Origin of the sequence: Roseovarius sp. A-2, assembly GCF_002072155.1 — a bacterium.
Lineage (GTDB): Bacteria > Pseudomonadota > Alphaproteobacteria > Rhodobacterales > Rhodobacteraceae > Roseovarius.
Genome location: NZ_BDIY01000003.1, coordinates 304234 through 326794, shown reverse-complemented (window position 1 = coordinate 326794; position 22561 = coordinate 304234). Strand labels below are relative to the sequence as shown.

25 protein-coding genes are annotated in these 22561 nt (G+C 64.8%); 14 read left to right on the top strand and 11 right to left on the bottom strand.

Annotated features, from left to right (window positions below; all coding sequences use genetic code 11):
- Positions 1–6 precede the first annotated feature (6 nt).
- Both BHD06_RS06940 and BHD06_RS06935 read right to left on the bottom strand, forming a co-directional pair.
- Entirely contained in the window at positions 7–417 is a 411-nt protein-coding gene (locus BHD06_RS06940) for a MerR family DNA-binding transcriptional regulator (protein WP_080456255.1), read from the bottom strand.
- A gap of 173 nt (positions 418–590) precedes the next feature.
- Positions 591–959 (bottom strand): MerR family DNA-binding transcriptional regulator, encoded by a 369-nt coding sequence (locus tag BHD06_RS06935; RefSeq protein ID WP_080456323.1) that lies wholly within the window; start codon positions 957–959, stop codon positions 591–593.
- A 117-nt stretch (positions 960–1076) separates the two neighbouring features.
- Between BHD06_RS06935 and BHD06_RS06930 the strand changes: the two genes are divergently transcribed.
- From BHD06_RS06930 to BHD06_RS06915, 4 genes are all read left to right on the top strand, one after another.
- Positions 1077–1499, top strand: coding sequence for a PaaI family thioesterase (locus BHD06_RS06930; RefSeq protein WP_080456254.1), 423 nt, complete (start codon positions 1077–1079; stop codon positions 1497–1499).
- A complete protein-coding gene (locus tag BHD06_RS06925) occupies positions 1499–2008 on the top strand; it encodes a PaaI family thioesterase (RefSeq protein ID WP_080456253.1) in 510 nt (169 codons plus the stop codon). The genes BHD06_RS06930 and BHD06_RS06925 overlap by 1 nt, the downstream gene beginning before the upstream one ends.
- On the top strand, positions 2001–3329 hold the full coding sequence (locus BHD06_RS06920; protein ID WP_080456252.1) for an MATE family efflux transporter: 1329 nt from the start codon (positions 2001–2003) through the stop codon (positions 3327–3329). Before BHD06_RS06925 ends, BHD06_RS06920 begins: the two co-directional genes overlap by 8 nt.
- A 96-nt stretch (positions 3330–3425) precedes the next feature.
- The gene (locus tag BHD06_RS06915) at positions 3426–4067 is read left to right on the top strand and encodes a hemolysin III family protein (RefSeq protein ID WP_307718124.1); all 642 of its coding nucleotides are present in this window, start codon (positions 3426–3428) and stop codon (positions 4065–4067) included.
- A 34-nt stretch (positions 4068–4101) separates the two neighbouring features.
- On the opposite strand, the gene BHD06_RS06910 is transcribed toward BHD06_RS06915, so the two are convergent.
- From BHD06_RS06910 to BHD06_RS06900, 3 genes are all read right to left on the bottom strand, one after another.
- Positions 4102–4365 (bottom strand): DUF6455 family protein, encoded by a 264-nt coding sequence (locus BHD06_RS06910; protein WP_080456250.1) that lies wholly within the window; start codon positions 4363–4365, stop codon positions 4102–4104.
- A 63-nt stretch (positions 4366–4428) separates the two neighbouring features.
- Positions 4429–4785 (bottom strand): YigZ family protein, encoded by a 357-nt coding sequence (locus BHD06_RS06905; protein WP_080456249.1) that lies wholly within the window; start codon positions 4783–4785, stop codon positions 4429–4431.
- Positions 4786–4788: 3 nt separating this feature from the next.
- Positions 4789–5499 (bottom strand): M48 family metallopeptidase, encoded by a 711-nt coding sequence (locus BHD06_RS06900; protein ID WP_080456248.1) that lies wholly within the window; start codon positions 5497–5499, stop codon positions 4789–4791.
- A 127-nt stretch (positions 5500–5626) separates the two neighbouring features.
- On the opposite strand from BHD06_RS06900, the gene BHD06_RS06895 reads away from it, so the two are divergent.
- Entirely contained in the window at positions 5627–5866 is a 240-nt protein-coding gene (locus tag BHD06_RS06895) for a hypothetical protein (protein ID WP_080456247.1), read from the top strand.
- Positions 5867–5976: 110 nt separating this feature from the next.
- On the opposite strand, the gene meaB is transcribed toward BHD06_RS06895, so the two are convergent.
- Complete coding sequence (gene meaB / locus BHD06_RS06890) at positions 5977–6945, bottom strand: methylmalonyl Co-A mutase-associated GTPase MeaB (RefSeq protein ID WP_080456246.1); 969 nt, start codon at positions 6943–6945, stop codon at positions 5977–5979.
- Between the two features lie 213 nt (positions 6946–7158).
- Here meaB and hrpB point away from each other — a divergent pair, with 213 nt between their 5' ends.
- Complete coding sequence (hrpB, locus tag BHD06_RS06885) at positions 7159–9618, top strand: ATP-dependent helicase HrpB (protein WP_080456245.1); 2460 nt, start codon at positions 7159–7161, stop codon at positions 9616–9618.
- Positions 9619–9686: 68 nt separating this feature from the next.
- The gene (locus tag BHD06_RS06880) at positions 9687–10148 is read left to right on the top strand and encodes an NUDIX hydrolase (RefSeq protein WP_080456322.1); all 462 of its coding nucleotides are present in this window, start codon (positions 9687–9689) and stop codon (positions 10146–10148) included.
- A gap of 4 nt (positions 10149–10152) precedes the next feature.
- Here the strand turns inward: BHD06_RS06880 and BHD06_RS06875 are convergent, their stop codons facing one another.
- The 4 genes from BHD06_RS06875 to BHD06_RS06860 are packed head-to-tail and all read right to left on the bottom strand — an operon-like array spanning position 10153 to position 12804.
- Positions 10153–11181, bottom strand: a complete 1029-nt coding sequence (locus tag BHD06_RS06875) for a MaoC family dehydratase (protein WP_080456244.1) — start codon at positions 11179–11181, stop codon at positions 10153–10155.
- A 2-nt stretch (positions 11182–11183) separates the two neighbouring features.
- Complete coding sequence (locus tag BHD06_RS06870; protein ID WP_080456243.1) at positions 11184–11387, bottom strand: DUF1737 domain-containing protein; 204 nt, start codon at positions 11385–11387, stop codon at positions 11184–11186.
- A 4-nt stretch (positions 11388–11391) separates the two neighbouring features.
- The gene (locus BHD06_RS06865; RefSeq protein ID WP_080456242.1) at positions 11392–11937 is read right to left on the bottom strand and encodes an NnrU family protein; all 546 of its coding nucleotides are present in this window, start codon (positions 11935–11937) and stop codon (positions 11392–11394) included.
- A gap of 6 nt (positions 11938–11943) precedes the next feature.
- Positions 11944–12804, bottom strand: coding sequence for a CoA ester lyase (locus BHD06_RS06860; RefSeq protein WP_080456241.1), 861 nt, complete (start codon positions 12802–12804; stop codon positions 11944–11946).
- A 195-nt stretch (positions 12805–12999) separates the two neighbouring features.
- On the opposite strand from BHD06_RS06860, the gene BHD06_RS06855 reads away from it, so the two are divergent.
- Entirely contained in the window at positions 13000–13359 is a 360-nt protein-coding gene (locus tag BHD06_RS06855) for a hypothetical protein (RefSeq protein WP_080456240.1), read from the top strand.
- Here BHD06_RS06855 and BHD06_RS06850 read toward each other — a convergent pair.
- A complete protein-coding gene (locus tag BHD06_RS06850) occupies positions 13308–14051 on the bottom strand; it encodes a sulfite exporter TauE/SafE family protein (RefSeq protein WP_080456239.1) in 744 nt (247 codons plus the stop codon). The genes BHD06_RS06855 and BHD06_RS06850 overlap by 52 nt on opposite strands.
- 158 nt (positions 14052–14209) lie before the next feature.
- Here BHD06_RS06850 and mdh point away from each other — a divergent pair, with 158 nt between their 5' ends.
- From mdh to odhB, 6 genes are all read left to right on the top strand, one after another.
- Positions 14210–15172, top strand: a complete 963-nt coding sequence (gene mdh / locus BHD06_RS06845; protein ID WP_080456238.1) for a malate dehydrogenase — start codon at positions 14210–14212, stop codon at positions 15170–15172.
- A gap of 223 nt (positions 15173–15395) precedes the next feature.
- Positions 15396–16589 carry an ADP-forming succinate--CoA ligase subunit beta gene (gene sucC / locus BHD06_RS06840; RefSeq protein ID WP_080456237.1) on the top strand — a complete coding sequence of 398 codons (1194 nt, stop codon included), beginning with the start codon at positions 15396–15398 and terminating at the stop codon, positions 16587–16589.
- 56 nt (positions 16590–16645) lie between these two features.
- Complete coding sequence (sucD, locus tag BHD06_RS06835) at positions 16646–17527, top strand: succinate--CoA ligase subunit alpha (protein ID WP_080455393.1); 882 nt, start codon at positions 16646–16648, stop codon at positions 17525–17527.
- Between the two features lie 121 nt (positions 17528–17648).
- Positions 17649–18065, top strand: a complete 417-nt coding sequence (locus BHD06_RS06830; protein WP_080456236.1) for a DUF805 domain-containing protein — start codon at positions 17649–17651, stop codon at positions 18063–18065.
- Complete coding sequence (locus BHD06_RS06825; protein ID WP_080456235.1) at positions 18062–21022, top strand: 2-oxoglutarate dehydrogenase E1 component; 2961 nt, start codon at positions 18062–18064, stop codon at positions 21020–21022. Before BHD06_RS06830 ends, BHD06_RS06825 begins: the two co-directional genes overlap by 4 nt.
- A gap of 3 nt (positions 21023–21025) precedes the next feature.
- A complete protein-coding gene (gene odhB, locus BHD06_RS06820; RefSeq protein WP_080456234.1) occupies positions 21026–22561 on the top strand; it encodes a 2-oxoglutarate dehydrogenase complex dihydrolipoyllysine-residue succinyltransferase in 1536 nt (511 codons plus the stop codon).

Genomic DNA, 22561 nt, shown 5'->3' with positions numbered 1-22561 from the left:
CCGGTATCACTCGGCGGCGTCGCGGTTGTTCTTGAGCGAGGCCAGCATACGCTCGCCCCATGTCATCTGTTCGCGCAGATCGGAGATCGCGGCCTCCAACTCGTTGCGCTGTGTCTCCATCACGGCCAGACGTGCCCTTGCCACCTCGTAGGCGCGGGCAATCTGGGTGTGCTGCTGATCCCCCTTGTCGTAGAGATCGAGCAACTGGCGCAGTTCCTCCAGGCTGAAGCCGAAGCGCTTGCCGCGCAGGATCAGTTTCAACCGCGCGCGGTCGCGCCGGGTAAAGAGCCGACGCTGGCCCTGCCGTACGGGCGAGAGCAGCTCCTTGGCCTCGTAGAATCGCAGGGTGCGCGGGGTGCGCGGGGTGACGTCGAACGCCTCGCACATCTGCCTGATTGTCATCACATCATCGGTCATAGCGTCGCCTCTGTCGCAGAGCATCTGACGACCTTCTGCGTCGGGTGCTCCATGGTTACAACGGCCGCGCGGCTTTACGTAACTACTACGTCACGTCACTTTTTAATTGACGTAAGATAAGCCAAGGTTAAGACGATTGATGGGACACTTTCTTGCCCCTACGTCACCCGGCCTCAGTCGAGATTCGCCTCGGTCTGATCGCGCAACTGGCGCAGCTCGACCATCGCCTCGTCGATCTGGCGGCGCTGTTCGGCCAGCTCTTGCAACTGCCGGTCGGCAAGGTCGATCCAATTGCGCATCTGCGCATCGGTGCCCTCATGCTCGTAGATCATCAGCCATTGCCGGATATCTTCCAAAGCAAAGCCGAATTTCCGACCACGCAGGATCAGCGTCATCCGCGCGCATTCGCGCGGCCCGTAATAGCGTGACCGCCCCTCGCGCTCCGGCTGCAAGAGTTCGATATACTCGTAATAGCGCAACGTGCGCGGCGTGACGTCGTATTTCGCGCACATCTCCTTGAAGGACAGTCTGTTCTCAACCATCGTCCGGCCCTCCTGCAAGGGCAGGTTAGGGCCAAGGCGCGCGCCGTGCAACCGCCCCTCTTGCAGCCCCGGCCCGTTGCACCCCATAAAGGGCACAAGATCGCAGCGGGGGCGCACATGGATGACAATAAGAACAAGATCGCGCAGCAGTTCATGCAGGCGCTGCCGCATGCCCGCGCGCTTGGCATGCGGCTGACCGCAATGGGCGAGGGCCGCGCGGAGATCGAGATGGACTACGACGAGCGCCTGATCGGCGATCCGGAAACCGGGGTGATTCATGGCGGGGCTGTCTCGGCCCTGATGGATACCTGCTGCGGGGCGGCGGCGATGAGCCACCCCGAGGCCCCCGGCGGCACCGCAACCATTGATCTGCGCATCGACTACATGCGCCCGGCCACGCCCGGGCAGGCGATCCGGGCACATGCGGAATGCTACCATATCACCCGCTCGGTGGCCTTCGTGCGCGCCCGCGCGATGGACGACGACAGCGCGCGCCCCGTCGCCACCGCGACCGGCACCTTCACCGTGGAGGGGGGCTAATGGCGCGCGCCCGTCCCGAACCCGTGCAAGTGGTCAAGCAACGCCGCGATGCCGCTTTGAAGGCGCTGGTCGACGGCGTGCCCTATATCCGTTTTCTCGGGGTCCAGTTCGAGCGGCGCGGCGACGAGCTGACCGCCGTGATGCCGTTTGACGAAAAGCTGATCGGCAACCCCCTGCTGCCCGCACTGCATGGCGGGGCGACGGCGGCGTTTCTCGAGATCACCTCGATCATCGGGCTCAGCTGGGGCCATTTGTGGGAAGAGATCGAGAGCGGCAAGGTGGAGGTCGAAACGCTGACGAATGGCCGTCTGCCACGCTTGCCCAAGACGATTGATTTCACCGTCGATTACCTGCGTTCCGGCCTGCCGCGCGATGCCTATGCCCGCGCGCAGGTCAACCGCTCGGGGCGGCGCTATGCCTCCGTGCATGTCGAGGCGTGGCAGGACAACCGCTCGCGCCCCTTCGCGCAGGCCACCGGCCATTTCCTGATGCCACGCCGCGATGAGTGACGCCGCCCGCCCAGTCGCGTCCTCAGTCACCCATGCCCGCGTCCTCAAGATCGCGCTGCCGATTGTCATTTCCAACGCGACCGTGCCCATTCTGGGCGCGGTGGATACCGGCGTTGTGGGGCAGATCGGGCTGGCCGCCCCGATCGGCGCGGTGGGCATCGGCGCGGTGATCCTGACCGGCCTCTACTGGATCTTCGGCTTCCTGCGGATGGGCACGACCGGCCTCACCAGTCAGGCGCATGGCGCGGGACAGACTGGCGAAGTCGCGGCCCTTCTGACCCGCGCGCTGATGATCGGCTTTACCGGGGGGCTTTTCGTCATCGCCCTGCAAGTGCCGATCTTCTGGGCCGCCTTCCAGATCTCCCCTGCCAGTGCCGAGGTCGAGGCCCTCGCGCGCGATTACATGGCCATTCGCGTCTGGTCCGCCCCCGCGATGATTGCGCTTTTCGGCATGACCGGCTGGCTCATCGCGCAGGAACGAACGCGCGCGGTGCTGATGATCCAAGTGCTGATGAACGGGGTCAATATCGGGCTCGACCTGTGGTTCGTTCTGTGGCTCGATATGGGGGTCACCGGCGTGGCGCAGGCCACGGTGATCGCCGAATGGGGCGGGCTTGCGCTCGGCTTCTGGTTCTGTCGCGATGCCTTCGGCGTGCCCGCCTGGCGCGACTGGCCGCGCGTCTTCGATCGCGAACGCCTGCGCAACATGGCCATGGTGAATACCGATATCCTGCTGCGCTCGCTGATGCTCCAGATCATCTTCATCTCCTTCCTGTTTCTGGGCGCGGATTTCGGCGATGTGACGCTGGCAGCCAATCAGGTCCTGCTGCAGTTCCTCAACATCACCGCCCATGCGCTCGACGGCTTTGCCTTCGCCGCCGAGGCGCTTGTGGGGCAGGCTTACGGCGCACGGGCGGTGGCCCTGCTGCGACGCGGGGCGCTGATGACCAGCTTTTGGGGGCTGGTGGTCTGCATCGCCCTCGCCGTCGGCTTTGCCACCTTCGGCGGCGCGATCATCGACCTGATGGCCAAGGTGCCCGAGGTGCAGGCCGAGGCGCGCAGCTATCTGATCTACATGGCCGCCGCGCCCATCCTTGGGCTTGCCGCCTATATGCTCGACGGGGTGTTCATTGGTGCCACCCGCTCGCGCGACATGCGCAACATGATGGCGCTCAGCCTTGTGGTCTATGTCGCGGCGGCGGCGGCGCTGGTGCCGTCGCTCGGCAATCACGGGTTGTGGCTGGCGCTTTTGATCAGCTTCATCGCACGCGGCGTCACACTCGGCCTGCGCTACCCGGCACTGGAGCGGGCCGCGCGATAGGCGGGGTTGCGCCACAATGCCACCGGATTGACGCCCGAATTTTCGGATACTGTTGAAGCGTTAACGGTTTCGCGCCAGACTGGAGGAATGATCGACATGTCCTATCCCAATTATTCCCGGGCCGAACGGGTGGCCGATGGCGCGGTGCATATCGCGGGGGTTCTCACCGCGATCACCGGGGTGGCGGTGCTCTTTGCCATGTGGGCGCTACGGATGGACGGGGTGACGCTGGCCTCGACCATCGTCTATTCCGGGGCGCTGCTTTTGATGCTGGGGGCCTCGGCGGCCTATCACCTCTATGCCCACACCCCCGCACGCCCGATCCTGCGCCGACTCGATCACGCGGCGATCTATGTCAAGATCGCAGGCACCTTCACCCCGCTCAGCGTGCTTCTTGGAACCGCCTTCGGCTATGTGATCCTGGCGCTGGTCTGGGTGCTCGCGCTCTTCGGCGCGGTGACCAAGATCAGGGCGAAACCCGGCCAGATGACAACCGGCTGGCTGCCTTACGTGGCGCTCGGCTGGATCGGTCTGGCGCTGTTCGTTCCACTCTCCGCAGTGCTGCCGGGCCAGAGCCTTGCGCTCCTGCTGGCGGGCGGGCTGCTCTATACCGGCGGCGTGGTGTTCTATGCATGGGAAGGCCTGCGCTTCGCCAACGCAATCTGGCATGTCTTCGTGGCGGTGGCGAGCGGCTGTTTCTTCATGGGCATCGCCACGGCGCTTGCCGCCGGAATGTGATCCGGCGGGGCATCGGCATTCCAAAAACCGGCGCTCAGGCGTGCTTGCCCAGCTTGAGCCGCGCAAAAAGATCGGCGTTGCGACAGTAATCGGGCGTGGTCGCTGCGCTCTCGCGCTCGGCCAGCCAATGCTCGCAGGCCCCAGGGTTCGCGCAGCCAGTGCAGGCCAGAACCGCATCGCTCAGATCGTCGGGCAGGATCTTTCCCGCCATCATTCTCTCTTCAAGATCAACGCCCTGGACATTGGCCATCCGACCCACCAGATCGGCGTGCCGCTTGAGGGTGGTGGTGCTTTGCATGCCAACTCTCCTATGCTCTGAGACCAGCCTGCCCGGCGCGCGCCCCGCACGCCTTGATCTGCGTCAAACGGGTAGCGCGTCGAGATAGGCGCGCACACAGTCCTGCACATGGCGAAACCGGGCACCGCCCAGCTTCTTGCCGCCATACCAGCGCGTCACCACCACCACGTGATCATGCAACCCCTCGCGCTCCAGCATGCGCAGGATCACCTGGCCCGCCCCGGCCTCGCCATCATCGCCCTTGAGCGGCCCGCCATCCGACAACAGCACCGCCCAGGTGTTATGCGTGGCCCGGGCGAATTTCTTGTCGCGCTTCAGCGCCTTGAGAAACCCGTCGACCCCGGCCCGGTCGCGGACGACGCCGCCCGAGACCGCGTAGCTCGACCCCCGGTCGTTCACCACCGCCTTCAATTGCCGCATGGATCAGAGCCCGGCCGCCACCCGGCGCACCGTCGCCACGCGCTGCGCATTGGGCGGATGGGTGCCGAGGAAACGATTGCCCGGATCTGGGATCTGCGAAAAGAATTCCACCCCGCGCAGCGGGTTGTAGCCCGCACGGTGCGAGATCACTGTGCCCATCGCATCGGCCTCCAGTTCAAATTCCTTCGAGAACGTGCGCGCGCCCACGCCGGCACCGATATCCACCGCCTGATCGACGACCCCCTGACCGGCCCCGGTCAGCGCCGCAAGCCCGCCCAGGATGAGCGCACCGGCCGCCGCGCTCTGCTGCTGGCGCGGAATGTGACCGGCGATGTGATGCGCCGCCTCATGCCCCATGACAAAGGCCAGCTCATCGGGATTGCGCACCGAGGCGATCATCGGCAGGGTGAAGGCCAGGATCGGGCGACCGTTCCGGTCGAGCGTCTGGTAGGCGTTGACCGGCTGGCCAGGGCGGTCATCCACCACGATGCGGAAATCGCAGTTCATGCCCGGCGCGCGAACCCGGCATTCGCGCTCGGCCACCGGCTCTACCCGCTGCACCACGGTCATGAATTGCTGCACTTTCGCGCGTGTCGGGGTCGCCGGTGCCTGCGGCGCGGCCTGCTGCGGGGCGGGTCGCGTGACCGGGCCCTGCTCGACCGTGGGCACGCAGCCAATCAGCACCACAAGGCCCAGAACGGAAATCCAACGCATCACGTACCTCTGTCATTACAATGAAGTGTCATGCCCCGGTTCTAGCAGGGATCGCCCCAGGGCACAGCCCTTTCCAACCCCGGCCACGCCCCCTTGCAAAGACCCGCCAAGCGGCTAGGGTGACGCCATGTTTTCCATCGAACACGATTTCGACGCCACCGTGATCACCATTGTCGACGAGGGGCCCGCCCCCCTGGGCGAGGATGTGATCGTCAACGCCTTCGAGGAATGCGTCACGGTCGAGCAATACGATCCGCGCACCGACCGGGTGCACAAGATCACCCTGTCGATGAACCAGCTGCGCGATCTGGGTGCGGCGCTTGACCTGCCAGAGGGGGTCTATATCCGGGGCGGAGACCGGGGCTAGTGTCGGGGACAGGTGGCTGCGAAAGTGACCTCAACCCGACATACGGACCGCCCGCGCGCCACCTTCTACGGGTCAGTCAATGACCGCTTCAGACCAGTCGCACCCTGTCCCTACACCCGGTCCAGAACCTGCGCCGCCGCCACCGTCGGCGTCACCTCGCCCCGTGCCACCCGCGCCGCATAGTCCTCCATCACCGCGCGGGCCCCGGCGGTCTCCAGCCGGGCGAGCAGCGCCTGCCGCACCTCCTCGCCGAACCAGTAACGCGCCTGCGCGGCGCGGCGGGCGGCGAAATGCCCCTCGGCGCGGCGCCAGTCGATGAGCGCCTGCATCTCGTCCCAGGCCGTCTGCAACCCGTCCTCCTGCAGGGCCGAGACGGTCATCGCCTTGGGAAAGCCCTCCGGATCCTGCACCCGCTTGCGCAACAGCCGCAAGGCACCGGCGTAATCCGAACAGGTCCGCAGCGCCGCGGGTTTCAAATCGCCATCCGCCTTGTTGACGAGGATAATATCGGCCATCTCCATGATACCGCGCTTGACGCCCTGCAACTCGTCGCCACCACCCGGGGCGAGCAGCAGGATGAAGAGATCGGACATCTCGGCCACCACCGTTTCGGACTGGCCCACGCCCACGGTCTCGATCAGCACCACGTCGAACCCCGCCGCCTCGCACAGCGCCACCGTCTCGCGCGTGCGCCGGGCGACGCCGCCCAGATGGCTGCGACTGGGAGAAGGCCGGATAAAGGCGTTCGGGTCGCGGCTTAGCCGCTCCATCCGGGTCTTGTCGCCGAGGATCGAGCCGCCCGAGCGCGCCGAAGAGGGATCGACCGCCAGCACCGCCACGCGCAGGCCCTGCGCGGTCAGCATCATCCCGAAACTCTCGATGAAGGTCGACTTGCCCACCCCGGGCGTGCCCGACAGACCGATGTGCACCGCCTCGCGCCCGCTATCCTTCAGCTTTTCCATCAGGTCGGCGGCCTGCGCGCGGTGATCGGCGCGCCCGCTCTCGATCAGGGTGATCGCCCGCGCCAGTGCGCGCCTGTCGCCCGCGATGATCCTGTCGCTCAGTTCCGTGATATCCATGCGCCCGGCCAGAGAGGTGATTTCGGTTACACCTTCATGCCTTGCCCGGGGCGCGAATGTCCAGACCGGGGCAAGCACCCCATGATTCTTTATGGTCCCAAATACTCAACCACACCGCTGGCCGCAGGCGGTGGGATTCGAGTATTTTTGCCATAAAGAAACCAGGACACACCCCCTCTGGCCAATCGCGCACGGCTGTCGGATAAGCGGGGCATGACCCCGACCCTGCCCATCCATGACGCGATCCCCGCGCTAATCGACGCGCTGCGCGGGCGCGGGCGCGGGCGGGCAGTGTTGCAGGCACCGCCGGGGGCCGGCAAGACCACCGTGGTGCCGCTGGAGATGCTGCGCGCAGGGCTGACGTCGAACCGTATCCTGATGCTGGAGCCGCGTCGCCTTGCCGCCCGCGCCGCCGCCGAGCGGATGGCGCAGACCCTGGGCGAGAGCGTTGGCGAGACCGTGGGCTTCCGCATCCGGGGCGAGGCGAAGGTGGGGCGTGCCACGCGGATCGAAGTGGTGACCGAGGGCATCCTCACCCGCATGCTGCAATCAGAGCCGGACCTGCCCGGCATTGGCGCAGTGATCTTCGACGAGTTTCACGAACGCTCGCTCAATGCCGATCTGGGCCTCGCGCTCTGCCTCGAAGTGGCGGACGCGCTGCGCGACGATCTGATCCTGCTGGCGATGTCGGCCACCCTCGATGCCGGGCCGGTGGCGCGGCTGATGGGCGATGTGCCGATGATCACCTCGGCGGGGCGCAGCTATCCGGTCGAGACACGCTGGCTCGACCGCCCGCGCCGCAAGGCGCAGCGCTTCGAGGAGGGCGTGGCCGATCTGGTGGCGCAGGCGGTGGCGGAGACGACGGGCGGCGTTCTGGTGTTCCTGCCCGGCGAGGGCGAGATCCGGCGGGTTGAGGCGCAACTCAAAGACCGCCTGCCGACCGCCTGCCAGATCCGCCCGCTTTTCGGCGCGATGGACTTTGCCGCGCAGCGCGCCGCCATCGCGCCGGTGAAACAGGGCCGCAAGATCGTGCTGGCCACCGCCATCGCCGAGACCTCGCTCACAATCGAGGATATTCGCGTCGTGGTCGATGGCGGTCGGGCGCGTCGCGCTCGCTTCGATTCCGGCTCGGGAATGTCGCGGCTGGTGACCGAACCCGTGACCCGCGCCGAGGCCACGCAGCGCGCGGGCCGGGCCGGGCGCGTGGCCGAGGGCGTCTGCTACCGCCTCTGGACCAGAGGAGAAGACGGCGCGCTCCAGCCCTTTCCACCCGCCGAGATCGAGGCGGCGGATCTGGCCGGGCTGGCGCTGGAACTCGCGCTCTGGGGGGCCGCGCCCGAAGATTTGCCGTTCCTGACCCCGCCCAATCCCGGCAGTTTCGCCGAGGCACAGGCGCTGCTGAACATGCTGGGCGCGCTCGACGCGCGGGGCCTGATCACCGATCACGGGCGCGCCCTCGCCGCCCTGCCGCTACACCCACGCCTCGCGCATATGCTTACCGTCGCGGGGCCGGACGCCGCGCGCATGGCGGCGCTGCTGGCGGATCGCGATCCATTGGGGCGCGGCGCGCCCGTGGACCTCTCCCTTCGCCTCTCCGCGATCCGCGATCCGCGCGCCTATGCCGACCGCCACCCCCACCTCGCCAATCGCGGCGCGGTGCAGCGCATCCGCACCGAGGCCAAACGCCTCGCGCGTCAGGCCAAGCCCGCGAAAACCGTGCTGAGCGATGCCGAATGCGCCGCACTGGCCTATCCCGACCGGATCGGGCTGCGCCGCAAGGGCGAGGCGCCGCGCTATGTGCTGTCGGGCGGCAAGGGCGCGGTGATGCCCGAGGGGGACCCGATGGCAGGCACCCGCCTGATCGTGGCAACGGACCTTGACGGCAACCCGCGCGAGGCCCGTATCCGGCAGGCGATGCAGATCGCTGAGGCGGAGATCCGCGCGCTTTTCGCCGATCAGATCGCCTGGCATGATGTCTGTCTGTGGGACAGGCGCGAGCGGCGCGTGCTGATGCGACGGCAGGAACGCTTTGGCGCGCTGACCTTGGACGACCGGCACTGGAAGGATGCCCCACCCGAGGCCGTGGCGCGCGCCATGCTCGACGGGGTGCGCGACCTGGGGCTGAACTGGAGCGATGCGGCGCGCCGGTTCAAGGCGCGCGTGATGCTCTGTCGCGATAGTATCGACGGACTGCCCGACATGTCCGACGCGGCCCTGCTGGAGGTGCTGGAGGACTGGCTCCTGCCCTATCTCAAGGGGGTTAAGAGTGCGCAGGACTGGAAACGCTTTGACATGCTGGAGGCGCTGCGCGCGCAGCTTTCATGGCAGCAGATGCAGGCCCTCGACCACGCAGCCCCGGCGCATTTCACCACGCCGCTCGGGCGCAGGATACCGATCGACTATGCCTCTGACCCGCCAGAGATCACCCTGCGCCTGCAAGAGATGTTCGGCCAGACCACGCATCCGGTGGTGGGCGGCACAAGGCTGCGGGTGACACTCCTGTCGCCGGGCCACAAACCGGTGCAGACGACGACGGATATTCCCGGTTTCTGGGACAGTTCCTATGCGGAGGTGCGCAAGGAGATGCGCGGGCGCTATCCGAAACACCCCTGGCCTGAGGATCCGCGCGACGCCGACCCGACACTGCGCGCCAAGCCGCGAAAACCACAATGATTTGCATTGAAATTCAAGGCATAGTACACATGTTAGCTTAGAACAATATGGTCGAGCAGGACCACGACATGACCCGCAGATTTGCCTTTGATGCGTCCGCCGTCGCGGTGCGCCCGCCTTACCCGCCTGACATGCAGGTGGCGGCGCTGTGCTGGCGCAAGGTCAAGGGCAGGAAAAAGGTGCTGCTGGTCACCAGCCGCGATACTGGCCGCTGGATTGTACCCAAGGGCTGGCCCATCGACGGGCTGAACGCCGCCGAATCCGCATTGCAGGAAGCCTGGGAAGAGGCCGGGGTGCGCGGCACCGCCAGCAAGGCCAAGCTGGTGGGCACGTTTTCCTACGACAAGCGGTTGGATAACGGCACGAGCCGCCCGCTGATCGCACTGGTCTACAAGTTGCGGGTACGCAAGCGCGACCTGTCCGACCGCTTTCCCGAGGTCGAGGAGCGCGAGCGCCTCTGGCTGCGCCCCAAGAAGGCCGCCAAGCTGGTCGAGGAACCGGAATTGCAGGACATCCTGCGTCGGTTCTGACCGCTCAGACCGGCATCAGCACCCAGTAATCCAGATCGAGCAGCACATCCGGCAGGTATTTGCCGTCCTCGCCCTTGAGCGTGAAGGGATCGCCGCCCTTGGTCGCCACCAGCCGCAGGCGCAGCGCGCCCACCCCCGGCGCATCCACCTCGGCGCGGTCCAGCACCTCGGACCAGGCGCGCACGGTGTCACCGGCAAAACAGGGGTTGGCGTGGCTGCCCGCATTGATCGCGGCGATCATCTGCGCATTGGCCAGCCCGTTGAACGACAGCGCCCGCGCCATCGAGATCACGTGCCCGCCATAAATCAGCCGCTTGCCATCGGCGCGCGGGGTAGCATCGAAATGCGTCTTCGAGGTGTTCTGCCACAGTCTCGTCGCCATCATGTGCTCGGCTTCCTCGATGGTCACGCCGTCCACGTGGTCGATCCGCTCGCCCACCTCGTAATCGCCCACCCGGTGCGGCTCGCCTGCCAGCCCGAAATCGTAATGGCTGAAATCGAGCCCCGCCGGGATGACCAGATCGCTCGGGTTCACCACCGCCGCCGTCTGAGGCACCACCGCCTCGGGCGCGGGCGCATCGAGATTGTTCTTGCGCACCATCACCCAGCGCACGAATTCCATAACCGGCAAATCGTGCTGGTTGACCCCCGTGGTGCGCACATAGACCACCCCGGTCTTGCCGGATGAATTCTGCTTGAGCCCGATCACCTCGGATTGGGCGCGCAGCGTGTCGCCGGGATAGACCGGGCGCAGCCAGCGTGCCTCGGCATAGCCCAGATTGGCCACGGCATTGAGCGAGATATCCGGCACCGACTTGCCGAACACGATGTGAAACGCCGCCATGTCGTCGATCGGACTGTCGGGCAGGCCGCTCGCACGGGCAAACTCGTTCGAGGAATAGAGCGCATGCCGCGCCGGATAAAGCGCATGATAAAGCGCCCGTTCACCCCCTGACACGCTGCGCGGCACCGCGTGACGGATCACCTCACCGAGGGTATAATCCTCGAAAAACCGGCCCGGATTGGTCTTCATCGTCACTGCTCTCCCAGTTTTATTCCGGGCGCATAGTCGCCCTCTTTCTCCTTCACCACGGCTTGCCCGCAGCGCATCACGCCATTGGCCGCGTCAAAGGCATAGGTCGGATGGCCGTAAAGCTCCCAACCCGCATTCAGTGCCGCCGTCACCTTGTGACAAAACTCCGACGTATCGTCGGCAGAGAGAAAACGATAGAGTTTCATAGGCTTACCCCGGGAACGGCCAGACGCCCAGCCAGTTGTGAATGAAGGTGATGACAAGGAACATCACCACCGTGATGACCACGAGCAGCACATCCTTTTTTGCCTCGCCCGGCTGCGGACGCTCCCAGTCCTCCGAGAGGTTGATCACCACCACCTCCAGCACCGCCCAGGCCAGCAGCCCGCCGAACAGCACCAGAGAGGCCAGATCGCCATTGACCAGCAAATGCGCCACCGCCCAGATCTTGACGGCGGTCAACTGCGGATGCCGCATCGCCCCGCGCAGCCGCCCCTTGGTTGCACTCATACCGTACACGAACACGGCGGCCAGCATCATCAGGTTGTTGAGATGCACCGTCCAGGCGGGCGGGAACCAGACATTGAAGACCTCCGCCTGCCGGTAGCCATAGATCATCAGGATCAGACCGGCCAGAATGCCCACCGCCGCCAGCCCCTTGCCCGCATTCCCCATGCGCACCCGCAGATCGGGGGCCACCCGTTTAAAGAGATGTGCCGCGACCCACAGGATCAGCCCGAGGATAAGGTACGTCATTGGTTGCTACTCCGCTGCCATGTCCCGTATCGCCTGCGCGCGGTCAAGGGTGCGCTGTGCGGCGACGGCATGCAGATTCTCCACGATCTGCCCGTCGACCACCGCGATCCCCTGCCCCGAGGCCCGGCTTTCTTCATAGGCGGCGATCTGGCGTTCGGCTAGCTCTAACTCGGAATTGTTGGGGGCGAATGCGGTGTTGGTGATCTCGATTTGCGCGGGGTGAATCAACGTCTTGCCGTCAAAGCCCAGATCACGCCCCTGTTCGCATTCGGCCTTGAGCCCGTCACCATCGCGGAACCGGTTATAGACACCGTCCACCGCCACGATCCGCGCCGCGCGCGCCGCCATCACGATCATTTGCAACGCCGTCATCAACGGCATCCGGTCGGCGCGCACCCGACAGCCCAGATCCTTGATCAGGTCATTGGTGCCCGCGACCAGCCCCGTCACCTGCCGGTGCGCCGCGATCTCGCGCGCGTTGAACACACAGCCCGGGGTCTCCATCATCGTCCAGACCGGCAGGTCGGTGCCGATCACTTCCGAGAGATTGTCGACATCCGAGGGGGTGTTGACCTTGGGCAGCAGGATTGCATCGGCCCCCGCATCGCGCAGGGCGCGGGCATCCTCCAGCCCCCATTCGGTGGTCAGCGCGTTGATCCGCACGACCTTGAAGCGCTTGCCATAACCGCCCTGCCGCAGGGCCTCGACCAGCGTGGCGCGCGCCTCAGCCTTGGCATCGGGGGCGACGGCATCCTCCAGGTCAAAGATGATCGCATCGGTCGGCAGATCGCGCGCCTTCTCCAGCGCCCGCTCCTTGGAGCCGGGAATATATAGCACCGAACGGTAGGGATGCGCGTTGCTGTCCATGGGTCTGCCCTCTCTGGTAATTTGCTGCATGCAACAATCTTGCGCAGGAATGGCATTTTTGAACGTAAAAGTTCAAGCCCCTTTCTGCCGCGATGCAGCATCCGCCCCCGTCGCGGCACATTAACCGGTTGTTCACCTCTCCTTTGCCATGCTCGCCAGAAGACGGCAGGGACAGATCGGAGAAAGGATGAGACGATGCGGAAACGACTGGTCCCAGCATTTGCACTTGCCCTGATCGCGGGTGGCGCGCAGGCGCAACCCGGCACCTGCGCGCCGCGCGATGTTGTGGTGGACCGTCTTGCCAATGCTTACGGTGAGACCCGGCAGTCCATGGGCCTAGGTGGGCAGGGCGCGGTGATGGAGGTGTTCGCCTCGCAAACCTCTGGCAGCTGGACGATCACGGTAACGTCACCCGACGGGCTGACCTGCCTCATCGCCAGCGGTCAGGCGTTCGAGGCGATGGCCGATCACCTTCCCAAACCCGGCAGCGACGCCCGAGCGCGTCACAGCCCATCGAAGATGAGCTTGGCCCCGGTCACTGCCAGCAACACATAGGTGATACCGAAAAACGCGCGCTCCGGCAAAACCCGGTGCGCACGCACCCCGATCCACGCGCCCAATAGCGCAAAGGGTGCCAGCGCCAGATCAATCAGCAGGGTCTGCGCGCTAAACAGACCCAGCACCGCATAGGGCCCCGCCTTGGCAATATTCACCACGAAGAACGCGATCACCGTGGTCGCCTGATAGCGCGTCTTGTCGGTGCCGCGCGACAGCAGGTAGACGGCGGCGGGCGGCCCGCCCGCATGGCTCACGAAACTGGTGAATCCCGCGACCATCCCCGCCAGCATCCCCGCCCATCCGGGCAGCGCCCGGCGCGGCCCCCGGATCACGCCGCCCCGCACGAGCATCTGCCAGGCCACGAATCCGATCGCGATCGCCCCGATCAGCAGGCGCAACAGATCCGCATCCGCCACCCGGTAGAACACCACGCCAAGCGCCACGCCCGGCAGCCCCCCGAGAACCAGAAACCATGCCTCCTCGCGGCCCCATTGCCGCCAATAGGGCCGCAGGGTGGCCACGTCGATCAGCATCAACAGCGGCAGCATGATGCCAAGGGCCATGCCCGGCTCCACGAACAGCGCGAGAATCGCCGCCCCCGCAAAGGCCGCGCCAGAGCCGAATCCCCCCTTCGACACCCCCGCAAACAGCGCCGCCAGCACCCCGATTGCAAACACGTCCCAGCCCATGTGCGGCCCCTCTAAATCCAGTCATTTTCTGCACTTTACCGGCATGCCCCGGCATGCAACAGTCCCCGGCCTGCATTTGCCGCGGCGCAGCACCCTTGCATGAAGCCGAAAATCCGACTAGGCCCAAGCGCAACTTTTCAACCGATGGAGACTATCCAATGGCCAGACCCAAGATTGCGCTGATCGGCGCCGGACAGATCGGCGGCACCCTCGCCCATCTCGCCGCGCTCAAGGAACTGGGCGATATCGTGCTGTTCGACATTGCCGAAGGCACCCCCGAGGGCAAGGCGCTCGACATCGCGGAATCCGGCCCTGCCGAAGGCTTCGACGCGGCCCTCAAGGGCACGCAATCCTACGAGGATATCGCGGGCGCGGATGTCTGCATCGTCACCGCCGGTGTCCCGCGCAAGCCGGGCATGAGCCGCGATGACCTTCTGGGCATCAACCTCAAGGTCATGAAATCGGTGGGCGAAGGCATCGCCGCCAACGCACCCGACGCCCTTGTGATCTGCATCACCAACCCGCTCGACGCGATGGTCTGGGCGCTGCAGAAATTCTCAGGGCTTCCCGCGAACAAGGTCTGCGGCATGGCCGGTGTGCTCGACTCTGCCCGCTTCCGCCACTTCCTCAGCCTGGAATTCAACGTCTCGATGAAGGATGTCAGCGCCTTCGTTCTGGGCGGGCATGGCGACACGATGGTGCCCTGCGTGCGCTACTCCACCGTGGCGGGCATCCCGCTCCCGGACCTGATCAAGATGGGCTGGACCACGCAGGAAAAACTCGATGCGATCCTGCAACGCACCCGTGACGGCGGCGCCGAGATCGTCGGCCTGCTCAAGACCGGCTCTGCCTTCTACGCCCCCGCCACCTCGGCCATCGAAATGGCAGAGGCCTATCTCAAGGATCAAAAACGCGTGCTGCCCTGCGCCGCCTATTGTGATGGCGAACTGGGCGTGAAGGGCATGTATGTGGGCGTGCCCACCGTGATCGGCGCAGGCGGCATCGAGCGCATCGTCAACATCTCGCTCAACAAGGACGAGCAGGAGATGTTCGACAAATCCGTCGACGCGGTCAAAGGCCTCGTCGCGGCCTGCAAGGAAATCGATAGCTCGCTCGCCTGATTGCCAGCGTAAATAAATGGTTCGGGGCTGGACAAGATCCAGCCCCGATTCTTTTCAGACCGATAATTTATTATGCAATCCCGTTTGTGATCACACGATTTACCCGTGTGATCACAAATCACCGAATTTTCCCCGAATTGGCCCTAAACCGCAAAAAAGCGTTTAAGGCTGCCGTGATTCTATGTCTATACCTGTCCTGATCGCAGCAAAACGGGACAGTTTCATGAATATCCATGAGTATCAGGCGAAGGCTTTGCTTCGCTCTTACGGCGCCCCGGTGTCGGACGGGCGCGTGGTTCTGCGCGCCGAAGAAGCCAAAACCGCCGCCAGCGCCCTTGACGGCCCGCTTTGGGTGGTCAAAGCCCAGATCCACGCGGGCGGGCGCGGCAAGGGTAAATTCAAAGAGGCCGGCGCCGGCGAAGCGGGCGGTGTACGCCTTGCCAAATCCGTCGAAGAAGCCGCCGAAGAAGCCAAGCGCATGCTGGGCCGCACACTGGTGACCAAGCAGACCGGCGCGGCCGGCAAGCAGGTCAACCGGATATATATTGAGGACGGCTCGGGGATTGAGACCGAGATGTATCTCGCGTTGCTGGTGGACCGGGTCACCTCCCGCGTCAGCTTCGTCGCCTCCACCGAGGGCGGCATGGATATCGAGGATGTCGCTGAGGCGACGCCGGAAAAGATCCTCAGCTTCAGCGTCGACCCCGCCACCGGCTATCAGGCGTTTCACGGCCGTCGCATCGCCTTTAACCTTGGCCTGAGCGGCGCGCAGGTCAAGCAATGCGTCGCCCTGATGGGCACGCTTTACAAGGCCTTTGTCGAAAAAGACATGGAGATGCTGGAAATCAACCCGCTGATCGTGACCGACAAGGGCGATCTCAAGGTGCTTGATGCCAAGGTGAGCTTTGACGGCAACGCGATCTATCGCCACTCGGATATCGCCGAGCTGCGCGACACCACCGAAGAAGACCCCAAGGAGCTCGAGGCGTCGAAATACGACCTCAACTATATCGCGCTGGATGGCGAAATCGGCTGCATGGTCAATGGCGCGGGTCTGGCGATGGCGACCATGGACATCATCAAGCTTTACGGCGCCGAGCCTGCCAACTTCCTCGATGTGGGCGGTGGCGCGACCAAGGAAAAGGTCACCGAGGCGTTCAAGATCATCACCTCCGACCCGCAGGTCAAAGGCATCCTGGTCAACATCTTCGGCGGCATCATGCGCTGCGATGTGATCGCCGAGGGCGTGGTGGCCGCGGTCAAGGAGGTCGGCCTCAAGGTGCCGCTGGTGGTCCGTCTGGAAGGCACCAACGTCGAGAAGGGCAAGGAGATCATCAACACCTCCGGCCTCGACGTGATCGCCGCCGACGACCTCAAGGACGGGGCCGAGAAGATCGTCAAGGCGGTCAAGGGCTAATCGTAGGGTGGGTGCCAACCCACCTTCCCCACGAATTCAGTAAGGAGAACGCCAAGATGGCAGTCCTCGTAGACGAAAATACAAAAGTGATCTGTCAGGGCCTCACCGGCTCGCAGGGCACATTCCACTCTGAACAGGCCATCGCCTATGGCACCAAGATGGTCGGCGGCGTGACGCCGGGCAAGGGCGGCACCACACATCTCGACCTGCCGGTCTTCAACTCGGTGCATGAGGCGAAACATGTGACCGAGGCCAACGCGAGCGTCATCTATGTGCCGCCGCCCTTCGCCGCCGACAGCATCCTCGAGGCGATCGACGCCGGGATGGAGCTCATCATCTGCATCACCGAAGGCATCCCGGTGCTTGACATGATGCGCGTCAAGCGTGCGCTCGAGGGCTCCACCTCCAAGCTGATCGGCCCGAACTGCCCCGGCATCATCACGCCGGATGCCTGCAAGATCGGCATCATGCCCGGCCATATCCACAAGCGCGGCTCCTGCGGCGTCGTCTCGCGCTCGGGCACGCTGACCTACGAGGCGGTGAAACAGACCTCGGATGTGGGCCTGGGCCAATCGACCTGCGTCGGCATCGGCGGCGACCCGATCAAGGGCACCGAGCATATCGACGTGCTGGAATGGTTCCTCGCCGATGACGAAACCGAGAGCATCATCATGATCGGCGAGATCGGCGGCTCGGCGGAAGAAGACGCCGCACAGTTCCTCGCCGACGAGAAAAAGCGCGGCCGCTGGAAGCCCACGGCAGGCTTCATCGCCGGACGCACCGCCCCCCCGGGCCGCCGCATGGGCCACGCGGGCGCCATCGTGGCAGGCGGCAAGGGCGGCGCCGACGACAAGATCGAGGCAATGAAATCCGCCGGCATCACCGTCGCCGACAGCCCCGCGGGCCTTGGCGAGGCCGTGCTCAAGGCAATCGGCTGACAATGCCGAACCCTTGTCCACAAGCGCTGAGGGCAGCCCCCGACCGCGGGTGGGGGAGCAGCCCCCGCCCGTGGGGGCGGTCGGGGGCTGTCCGGCATGAGCGCCGGGCGGGAGGCCTGTGATGGGGGCGACGCAAGCAGTCCGAGCAAGTCTTAAACAGGCATTCACTTTTCGTGGGCGTGCGTCGCGCTCCGAATTCTGGTGGTGGGCACCGTTGAACGGCGTGGTCGCCTTGAAAGCAGGGCAATGGGCAGGGTCTTTCCTTGTCTTCCTTGTGTTTCTTATCCCCCTTCTGAACGCCAGCGCGCGACAATCTCGTGATGGCGGTTATGATCCCATATGGATTGGATCTGGCATCGCCGCAGTCTTGATCGGCTTGGGTATCGTGATTGTTGGCATCGCCCCCTCGGGTGGCAACCCGACGGTGTGGCCTATGGTGACCGGAATGTGCATTTTGACCATCGGCCTGCTGGCCAGCCTATTGGTTCTGATATCCCCCTCAAAACCCGATCCCAACCCTAACGAGGTCCCAACATGACCGACCAATCCCCCAACGACCAGTTCCATGCCTCCTCCTTCATGCAGGGGCACAATGCCGAGTATCTCGAGCAGCTTTACGCCCGCTATGCCAGCGATCCGAATGCCGTGGACGACGCATGGCGCGGCTTTTTCGACGCGCTTGGCGATGGCGATGACAACGTGAAGGCCGAGGCCGCCGGCCCCTCCTGGGCGCGCGCCGACTGGCCGCCGATGCCCTCGGATGACCTCACTGCCGCGCTGACCGGCGAATGGCCCGCCGAGGCGGAGCTCAAGGACGCAGGCAAGAAGATCGCCGCCAAGGCATCTGAGAAGGGCGTCGAGGTCACCGACGAGGCGATCCAGCGTGCCGTGCTCGATTCCGTGCGCGCGCTGATGCTCATTCGCGCCTACCGCATCCGGGGCCACCTGATCGCAGAGCTTGACCCGCTCGGCCTGCGCGATCACGGCCACCGCCCCGAGCTTGACCCGAAATCCTATGGCTTCACCGAGTCCGACATGGACCGGCCCATTTTCATCGACAATGTGCTGGGTCTTCAGGTCGCGAGCCTGCGCGAGATCCTCGCCATCGTCAAACGTACCTATTGCGGCACTTTCGCGCTGCAATACATGCATATCTCCGACCCCGAGCAATCGTCGTGGCTCAAGGAGCGGATCGAGGGTTATGACAAGGAAATCAGCTTTACCCGCAACGGGCGCAAGGCGATCCTGAACAAGCTGGTCGAGGCCGAGGGTTTCGAGAAATACCTGCATGTGAAATACATGGGCACCAAGCGCTTTGGCCTGGATGGCGGCGAAAGCCTCATTCCGGCGATGGAGCAGATCATCAAGCGCGGCGGCAATCTCGGGATCGAGGAGATCGTGATCGGCATGCCCCACCGGGGCCGCCTGTCGGTGCTGGCCAACGTGATGGGCAAGCCCTACCGCGCCATTTTCAACGAGTTTCAGGGCGGCAGCTTCAAGCCCGACGAGGTCGACGGCTCTGGCGACGTGAAATACCACCTCGGCGCCAGCCACGACCGCGAGTTTGACGGCAACAAGGTGCACCTGTCGCTCACCGCGAACCCCAGCCACCTCGAGGCCGTGAACCCCGTCGTTCTGGGCAAGGTCCGCGCCAAGCAGGATCAGTTGGGCGATACCGAGCGCATGAAGGTCATGGGCATCCTTCTGCATGGCGACGCGGCCTTTGCCGGGCAGGGCGTGGTGGCCGAGGGCTTTGGCCTCTCGGGCCTCAAGGGGCACAAGACCGGCGGCACCATGCATATCGTGGTCAACAACCAGATCGGGTTTACCACCGCGCCGCATTTCAGCCGCTCCTCACCCTATCCGACCGACATCGCGCTGATGGTCGAGGCGCCCATTTTCCACGTCAACGGCGACGACCCCGAGGCCGTGGTGCATGCCGCCAAGGTCGCCACCGAGTTCCGCCAGAAGTTCCACAAGGACGTGGTGATCGACATCATCTGCTACCGCCGCTTCGGCCATAACGAGGGGGACGAGCCGATGTTCACCAACCCCCTGATGTACAAGAAGATCAAGCAGCAGAAGACCACCCTCGCCCTCTATACCGAACGGCTGGTCAAGGACGGTCTCATCCCCGAGGGCGAGATCGAGGACATGAAGGCGGCGTTCCAGTCGCATCTCGCCGACGAGTTCGAGGCAGGCAAGGACTACCGCCCCAACAAGGCCGACTGGCTGGATGGCAAATGGTCCCATCTCGATCGCAAGGACGAGGATTACCAGCGCGGCGAAACCGCGATCAAACCCGAAACCTTCGATGACATTGGCCGGGCGCTGACCACCGCCCCCGAAAACTTCACCCTGCACAAGACCGTCTCGCGCCTGCTCGACACCAAGGCCGAGATGTTCAAATCCGGGACCGGCTTCGACTGGGCCACCGCCGAGGCCATTGCCTTCGGCTCGCTGCTCACCGAAGGCTACCCGGTGCGTCTCTCGGGGCAGGACAGCACGCGCGGCACCTTCAGCCAACGCCATTCCGCCCTGATCAATCAGGATGACGAGGGGCGCTACTACCCGCTCAACCATATCCGCGAGGGGCAGGCGCAATACGAGGCCATCGACTCGATGCTCTCGGAATACGCCGTGCTGGGCTTTGAGTATGGCTTCAGCCTCGCAGAGCCCAACGCCCTCACCCTGTGGGAGGCGCAGTTCGGCGATTTCGCCAACGGCGCGCAGATCATGTTTGATCAGTTCATCTCCTCTGGTGAGTCGAAATGGCTGCGCATGTCCGGCCTCGTCTGCCTTCTGCCGCATGGCTACGAGGGGCAGGGCCCGGAACACTCCTCCGCGCGTCTGGAACGGTTCCTCACGATGTGCGGCGGCGACAACTGGATCGTGGCCAATTGCACCACGCCCGCCAACTATTTCCACATCCTGCGCCGCCAGCTGCACCGCACCTTCCGCAAGCCACTCATCCTGATGACGCCGAAATCGCTCTTGCGGCACAAGATGGCGGTATCGAAGACCGAGGAATTTACCACCGGCTCCTCCTTCCACCGGGTACTGTGGGACGATGCGCAATATGGCAATTCCGACACCGAGCTTGCCCCCGACAAGCAGATCAAGCGCGTCGTGATGTGCTCCGGCAAGGTCTATTACGACCTGCTCGAGGAACGCGACAAGCGCGGCATCACCGATGTCTACCTGATGCGGATCGAACAGTTCTACCCGTTCCCCGCCATGTCCATGGTCAAGGAGCTGGAGCGCTTCAAGCAGGCCGAAATGGTATGGTGTCAGGAAGAGCCCAAGAACCAGGGCGCGTGGTCCTTCATCGAGCCGAATATCGAATGGGTGCTCACGCGTATCAAGGCCAAGCACAAGCGGCCGCAATATGCCGGCCGCGCCGCCGCCGCCTCGCCCGCCACGGGCCTGGCTAAGCAGCACAAAGACCAACAAGAGGCGCTGGTGGATGCCGCGCTGACCATCGAAGGGAAATAAGTGATGAGCACCGAAGTTCGTGTCCCCACCCTTGGCGAATCCGTCTCCGAGGCAACCGTGGCCACATGGTTCAAGAAGCCCGGCGATCCCGTCGCCGCGGATGAAATGCTGTGCGAGCTGGAAACCGACAAGGTGACCGTCGAGGTGCCCAGCCCCGCCGCCGGCACCATGGGCGAGATCGTCGCCGCCGAAGGCGAGACCGTGGGCGTCGATGCGCTCCTCGCTACCATCACCGTGGGCGACGCCAAATCCGCCCCGGCGAAAGAGACCAAGGACGACAAGGCCAAGACCGCGCAGGCGTCCTCGGACAGCAATGGCGACAAGGGCAATACCGACGTGATGGTCCCCACGCTCGGCGAATCGGTCTCCGAGGCCACCGTCTCGACCTGGTTCAAGAAGGTCGGCGACAGCGTCTCGCAGGACGAGATGCTGTGCGAGTTGGAAACCGACAAGGTCTCGGTCGAGGTGCCCGCCCCGGCCGCCGGCACGCTCTGCGAAATTCTCGCACAAGAGGGCGACACCGTGCAGGCCGGTGGCAAGCTTGCCATCCTTACCGGCTCCGCCGACGGCACGGTCGAGCCGCAGACGCGCCCCGAGCCGTCGGATGAGGCCAGCGACGACAAACCCGCCGCCTCCGGCAAGGATGTCGAAGATGCCCCCTCGGCGAAAAAGGCGATGGCCGAAAAGGGTGTCAGCCGCGATCAGGTGCAGGGCTCGGGCCGCGATGGCCGCGTGATGAAGGAAGACGTGGCACGCGCCGCCGCCGCCGCCACGCAGGCCCCCGCAGCGTCCTCGACCCCGGCACAGGCACCGCGCGCGGCCAGCCCGGCCGAGGATGCGAGCCGCGAGGAACGGGTCAAGATGACCCGGCTGCGCCAGACCATCGCCCGCCGCCTCAAGGACAGCCAGAACACGGCGGCCATGCTCACCACCTATAACGAGGTGGACATGACCGAGGTGATGGCCCTGCGCAATGAATACAAGGACGAGTTCAACAAAAAGCACGGCGTGAAACTCGGCTTCATGTCCTTCTTCACCAAGGCCTGCTGCCACGCCCTGAAAGAAGTGCCCGAGGTCAATGCCGAGATCGACGGCACCGACATCGTCTACAAGAACTTCGTCCATATGGGCATCGCGGCGGGCACCCCGACCGGCCTCGTCGTGCCGGTCATTCGCGACGCTGACCAGATGGGCTTTGCCGCCATCGAAAAGGCCATCGCCGAGAAAGGGGCCCGCGCCCGCGACGGCAAGTTGTCGATGGCCGAAATGCAGGGCGGCACCTTCACCATCTCCAACGGTGGCGTCTACGGCTCGCTGATGTCCTCGCCCATCCTCAACCCGCCGCAATCGGGCATCCTCGGCATGCACAAGATCCAGCAGCGGCCCATGGTCGTGAACGGCGAGATCAAGGCCCGCCCGATGATGTATCTGGCATTGAGCTACGATCACCGCATCGTCGACGGCAAGGGCGCGGTGACGTTCTTGGTGCGCGTCAAAGAGGCGCTCGAAGATCCCCGGCGGTTGCTGATGGATCTGTAA